This window comes from Lancefieldella parvula (genome assembly GCF_963530955.1).
Taxonomy (GTDB): domain Bacteria; phylum Actinomycetota; class Coriobacteriia; order Coriobacteriales; family Atopobiaceae; genus Lancefieldella; species Lancefieldella parvula_A.
Genome location: NZ_CAUSFQ010000091.1, coordinates 1 through 4994 on the forward strand (window position 1 = coordinate 1; position 4994 = coordinate 4994).

General features: G+C 45.6%; 5 protein-coding genes and 1 pseudogene. All 6 read right to left on the bottom strand.

Annotation, left to right across the window (positions count from 1 at the left end):
- Positions 1 to 291: 291 nt before the first annotated feature.
- Complete coding sequence (locus RWJ43_RS05885) at positions 292 to 1287, bottom strand: 2-keto-3-deoxygluconate permease (RefSeq protein WP_314008908.1); 996 nt, start codon at positions 1285 to 1287, stop codon at positions 292 to 294.
- A gap of 184 nt (positions 1288 to 1471) precedes the next feature.
- Entirely contained in the window at positions 1472 to 2368 is an 897-nt protein-coding gene (locus tag RWJ43_RS05890; protein ID WP_314008910.1) for a cysteine ABC transporter substrate-binding protein, read from the bottom strand.
- A gap of 58 nt (positions 2369 to 2426) precedes the next feature.
- Complete coding sequence (locus RWJ43_RS05895) at positions 2427 to 3182, bottom strand: amino acid ABC transporter ATP-binding protein (RefSeq protein WP_314008912.1); 756 nt, start codon at positions 3180 to 3182, stop codon at positions 2427 to 2429.
- Positions 3175 to 3852 carry an amino acid ABC transporter permease gene (locus tag RWJ43_RS05900; protein ID WP_314008914.1) on the bottom strand — a complete coding sequence of 226 codons (678 nt, stop codon included), beginning with the start codon at positions 3850 to 3852 and terminating at the stop codon, positions 3175 to 3177. The genes RWJ43_RS05895 and RWJ43_RS05900 overlap by 8 nt, the downstream gene beginning before the upstream one ends.
- Positions 3839 to 4492: an amino acid ABC transporter permease gene (locus tag RWJ43_RS05905; protein ID WP_314008916.1), complete on the bottom strand. Its 654-nt coding sequence runs from the start codon at positions 4490 to 4492 to the stop codon at positions 3839 to 3841. The genes RWJ43_RS05900 and RWJ43_RS05905 overlap by 14 nt, the downstream gene beginning before the upstream one ends.
- Positions 4493 to 4696: 204 nt before the next feature.
- Positions 4697 to 4994: pseudogene (locus tag RWJ43_RS05910) on the bottom strand (DNA-deoxyinosine glycosylase); the annotation flags it as partial.

The window sequence follows — 4994 nt, forward strand, 5'->3', positions numbered from 1 at the left end:
CGTAGATACAGAATTTATCGATAGTTAAATTTCTTATATAAGTCTATTCATTTTCAAGCATATTAGATGAAGTTTATGCACAAATATGCATATCAGGTAGTGCGACTGCCTAGCTGCCTGGCTATCTTGATTAGGAACATGTCGATTCTTCGGCAGAACCTACCAAAGCTGCGCTATTTTGCGCGCCGGGCCAAAAGCCAACGCTAACACGCTGCAGAATCATAATCACCCGTATATGAACTACCTGCACAGAAGAGGGTTTTTCATATGCATTATATAAGGCTTACTTAATTACTCAGTAGCAGGTGCTTCTTCTGGAGCCTGAGCCTCAGTAGTGTCATTTTTCTTTTTGAGCTTCTTATCAAGCCAACCCGTAAACGCAGGGGCTACCAGTGCAGTAATAACTACCGCGGCAGCAAGCTGAGCATTTGCGTTTGCAACAACCTGAGCCGTATACGTTGGATCAACAGAAGCAACTGCAGCAGGAGTGGTTGTTGCGGTACCTGCAATAGTTGCGCTCGCAAGACTTGCCTTACCAGAACCGCCCAGTAGACGCTCAACAAACATGGTAAGGATACCCGTGATGATGCAAAGTACTGCTAAGAGAATACCTGATGGACCACCAGTAATAAGATTCTCAACACTCATGCCACAACCAAGAGCAAAGCCAACAACAGCAATACAGGGGTTAATACCAGGAACCAAAAGCCCCCTGATAAAAGGACTGAGATTACCAAGAACAACACCAAGGACTAGAGGAAGAAGGGTACCCGCAAGTGCGGTAGGAGAAATTGCCGCAACACCTGCTGCACCTAGGGCAATCATGGTAACCGCAGGACCCGCAACAAGAGACAAAACTGCAGCTGCACCCTGCTCATCAGGAGTCCCGTACTCAGCAGTAATACCAATGTACAAGGCAACATTGCAGAAGGTAATGCCACCAATGATAGAAAGTGCATTAAGACCAAAGAAATTATCGTTCATGAACTTAGCAACAAACAAACCAAAGGCAATAGCAATAGCAAGCTTAGGAATAAGAATGGTCAGGCCAGTCTTCAAAACCTTGGGAACCGTCTTAAGATCAATAGAAGCACCCACAAACAGCAAAACAATGCCAACAATTGCAGGAGCTCCCTTAGCAACAGCAGTGGTGAAGCTACCAATTTCTAGAACCTGAGGAACAAATGAATGAAGAAGTAGGCCTACAGAAAGCGGATACAGCATAATATCGCCGGGAAACCTGGGAACGCCAATTTTACGAGTTGCTTTTTGCTGTTCAGCTGCCATTATCAGCCCCTTTGCCCTAGTCGGTCAAAAAATAGTTGACCTACTTTATCAGCACAAAGAATCATTTTTAAAAAGTACTGTACAAATTAACAATTTGGCTACAAACGCGAGAAGACCTTACAAACTGCAAGGTCTTCTCGCGAAATGGGTGTATTGAGCTGTAAAGACGGACTAAGCCCAGAACTTAGATTTTGCCGCCCTCGACGACCATAGTATTTGGATCTACCTCGTCGCCGTAAATTGGAGCAAGTGTCTCTTCATAAGCCTTGTGGAAGAAGTTCTCCTCTGCAAGAGGACCGGTAATCTCGTTGTTGATAAACTCCAACAGCGAAGAGTTGCCCTTGTGAACTGCAGCGGCAATAGTATCGGAGTCGCCCAGGTCATCAATGCCAACAACAAAGCCAGGGTTAGACTTGATCCATGCAAGTACCTCGGTATTGTCGGTTGAGAAAGCATCGCCGCGGCCGTCGAGCAGTGCGTTATACGCATCAGCATAGCTATCAAATTTTACCAGCTCAACCTTAGGAGCGTTCTTAGCAAACCAAACCTCAGCCGTAGTTCCCTTAGAAACAATAAGCTTCTTGCCATCAAGCTGCGAAACGTCTGTAATTGGTGCAGAGGATGGAGAAACAACGCCCAGCTTAATCTTCATGTATGGCAGAGAGAAATCAACCTTCTCTTTACGGTCATCGGTTACCGTAAAGTTTGCCAACATGATGTCTGCCTTATTGGACTGCAAGAAAGGCACGCGATTTTGTCCGTCAGTGGCAATGTAGTTGATCTTGACGCCCATATCCTTTGCAAGGCGCTCTGCAAAAACAATGTCGTAACCAGCGTAATTACCGTTTGCATCAACGTAACCAAAAGGAGCCTTGTCGCTAAAGACGCCGATATTTACTGTGCCTGCCTTCTTGATGTCATCAAGAGTTCTAAACTTTGAGTCTGTATCAGAAGATCCGCCCTGAGCTCCGTCAGAATCCTTTTTCTTGCAAGCAGCCAAAAGAGCTGCAGCAGAAAGTGCGCTTGCACCAAGGAAAGCACGGCGAGAAAGAGAAGTGGAAGTATTTTCAAAGAAGTTCATTTCAAATCCTAACAAGTTGTATCAATTACTACATCATCTACGTGCAAAAACACGTTGTTTACTTATGCACACGTTCAAACTCAAAGGTGCGCAAAAACTCTTGTGCCCTTTCTGTTTTAGGTGCCGAGAAAAACTCTTGTGCATCGGACGACTCTTCTACGATGTGACCCTGATCAATCAAGATGACTCGATCGGCAACTGCTTGAGCAAAGCGCATCTCGTGAGTTACTACCAGCATGGTCATTCCCTGTTCTGCTAGTTCCATAACTACCTGCAAAACCTCATGGACCATCTCGGGGTCAAGAGCTGCGGTAATCTCGTCCAGCAAAAGAACTTCAGGGTTAGTCATAAGCGCACGAACAATTGCCACACGCTGTTTTTGACCGCCGGAAAGAGCTGATGGATAGGCATCTTTCTTCTCCCACAACCCCACACGACGCAGCAGTTCTTCTGCCTGAGTTAAAACCTCAGCCTCTGAACGTTTCTGCACCACCAGAGGAGCCAGAGTTACGTTTTTCAAAACCGTCATGTTGGGGAACAAGTCGTAGCTTTGAAAAACCATACCAATGCCTGCAGCGGCGCTTTCCCTCTTCTGACCAGAAATAACCTGATCGTGGAGAAGCACTTCTCCCCCTTGGATATCTTCCAAGCCAACAATGGCGCGAAGTAGCGTAGACTTACCGCAACCGGAAGGTCCCAACACCACAACTACCTCGCCTTTATTGATGGAGAGCGAGATCTTGTCAAGCACGGGTTTCTCGCTTGAGGGATATACCTTAGTGAGGTCCTTAACTGCTAAAACGGTGTTACTCATGTGAGGCGCTCCTCTCAAGCCTGCGCGAAAGATACGAAAGTGGGAAGCAGGCAGCAAAATACAGGAAGAAAATAGCTCCGTAAATCCAAAGTGCTCCGTCGGTTGGGAACTTAAAGCGATAAAAATCGGTGATCTGACTTCCAACTCTGAGCAGTTCAACCACGCCAATCAGATTACACAGTGACGTTGTCTTAATCATGCGCGTAATCAGATTAATGGCTGGTGGTAAAAGACGCTTGAAAGCCTGAGGCAGAATGACCTTAAAGAACGTCTGCTGGCGAGAAAGACCAAGTACAAACGCACCGTCATACTGAGATGCTGGAATTGACTCCAACGACCCTCGTACCAGGTCTCCAAGCTCAGCTGCTCCCCAGAAGGTAAAGACCACAATTGAAGCTTCAATGCCATCAAAGTTGACATCAAACCATTCAGAAGTACCAAAGAACACCACAAAGAGCAGCACCAGCTGAGGCATAACACGAACAATCTCAAGGTAAAAGCGAAGAATTGCACGAACAACCTTGTTGTTGGATATCATAAAAAGTCCAACAAGAATACCAAGAGGAATGGAAAGCGCCACAGAGATAAGGCCAATGTGCACCGTTGTTGCAAGACCTCCAAGAAGGCGCGTTATCACTCCTTCCTGCAGCAAAATGTTATCGACGGGCATAGTCAAGCCTCCTCTCCAGCCAGCTGCCAAGCAAAGAAATAGGAACAAGGATAATCACATAGGCAATTACCAGCATAAAGAGGGCTTCTGTAGTGTCGTACTGCATGCCAATAATGTCTTTGGTTACGTACATCAAATCTGCAAGAGCAATGCCGGAAACAACGGAAGATTCCTTGATTAAGAAAATGATGTTAGCAACGAGGCCTGGAATTGCTACAGAAAGTGCCTGTGGAAGAATAACGTGCTGGAGAGCTTGAATCTTTGAGAGGCCCAAAACCTTTGCAGACTCAAACTGAATAGCTGCAACTGATTCAAAGCCTGCGCGAAACACCTCTGCCATATAGGAGCCACCAAGAAACGTTAAACCCACAACAGCAGCTACTTCTGCATCCATTTTGAGACCAATTTTAGTTAGGCCAAAGTAGATAAGAAACAGCTGAATAAGCAGGGGTGTTCCTCTGGAAAGCTCAACATAAACAGCATTAAGCTGACTTAAAACAGGAATTTTTGTCAGCGAAATCTGAGCACTTATCAAACCAACGATAAGCGAGAAGAGAACTCCAAAGAAAGAGATAGTAAGCGTTATTTTTGCAGCTTCTGCATACAGTGGGAGGTGTTCCCCTATGAAGCTCCAGTCCATGCGAATAAATCCTCTCGGGATGTGCGAATACTCACACAAGAGTTACAAAATAGCTTTACGCCCGAGTCTGTACCAGGAAAATTTTGCTCAGCGACAATTACACCCTGGTCGTATGTGACCCGGGCACCAGACACATCGCGGTGCATGCACAAAGTGCAGTGTATGTCGTAGCCATAATTCGCATGCGTATAATCCTAGCCGCAACTAGGATATTGTCAACTCACAATTGGTAAATTTTTTGATAATGGAAAATTCCTCCACCAAATCCTCAACTGACATACGTGCGTTAGCGGGACTTGTAGAAGGTAATTGACGTGCAGGAATACCAGTTTGTTGCTCAGTGTAGCGCTTATAAAATTTTGTTGCCGTCCCACCAAGTGTAAAAATGGCGCAGATTGATGAATCTTGAATAAGAGCGCCAATATTGTGTGGAATCGGATTTGCAATAGAAGCATCACTAGCACCCTTAATATCACAAGCCTTAAGCACATCACAAAGAGCA

Coding starts and splice junctions, on each gene's coding strand:
- RWJ43_RS05885 (WP_314008908.1), bottom strand. CDS start 1,287: ATGGCAGCTGAACAGCAAAAAGCAACTCGTAAAATTGGCGTTCCCAGG.
- RWJ43_RS05890 (WP_314008910.1), bottom strand. CDS start 2,368: ATGAACTTCTTTGAAAATACTTCCACTTCTCTTTCTCGCCGTGCTTTC.
- RWJ43_RS05895 (WP_314008912.1), bottom strand. CDS start 3,182: ATGAGTAACACCGTTTTAGCAGTTAAGGACCTCACTAAGGTATATCCC.
- RWJ43_RS05900 (WP_314008914.1), bottom strand. CDS start 3,852: ATGCCCGTCGATAACATTTTGCTGCAGGAAGGAGTGATAACGCGCCTT.
- RWJ43_RS05905 (WP_314008916.1), bottom strand. CDS start 4,492: ATGGACTGGAGCTTCATAGGGGAACACCTCCCACTGTATGCAGAAGCT.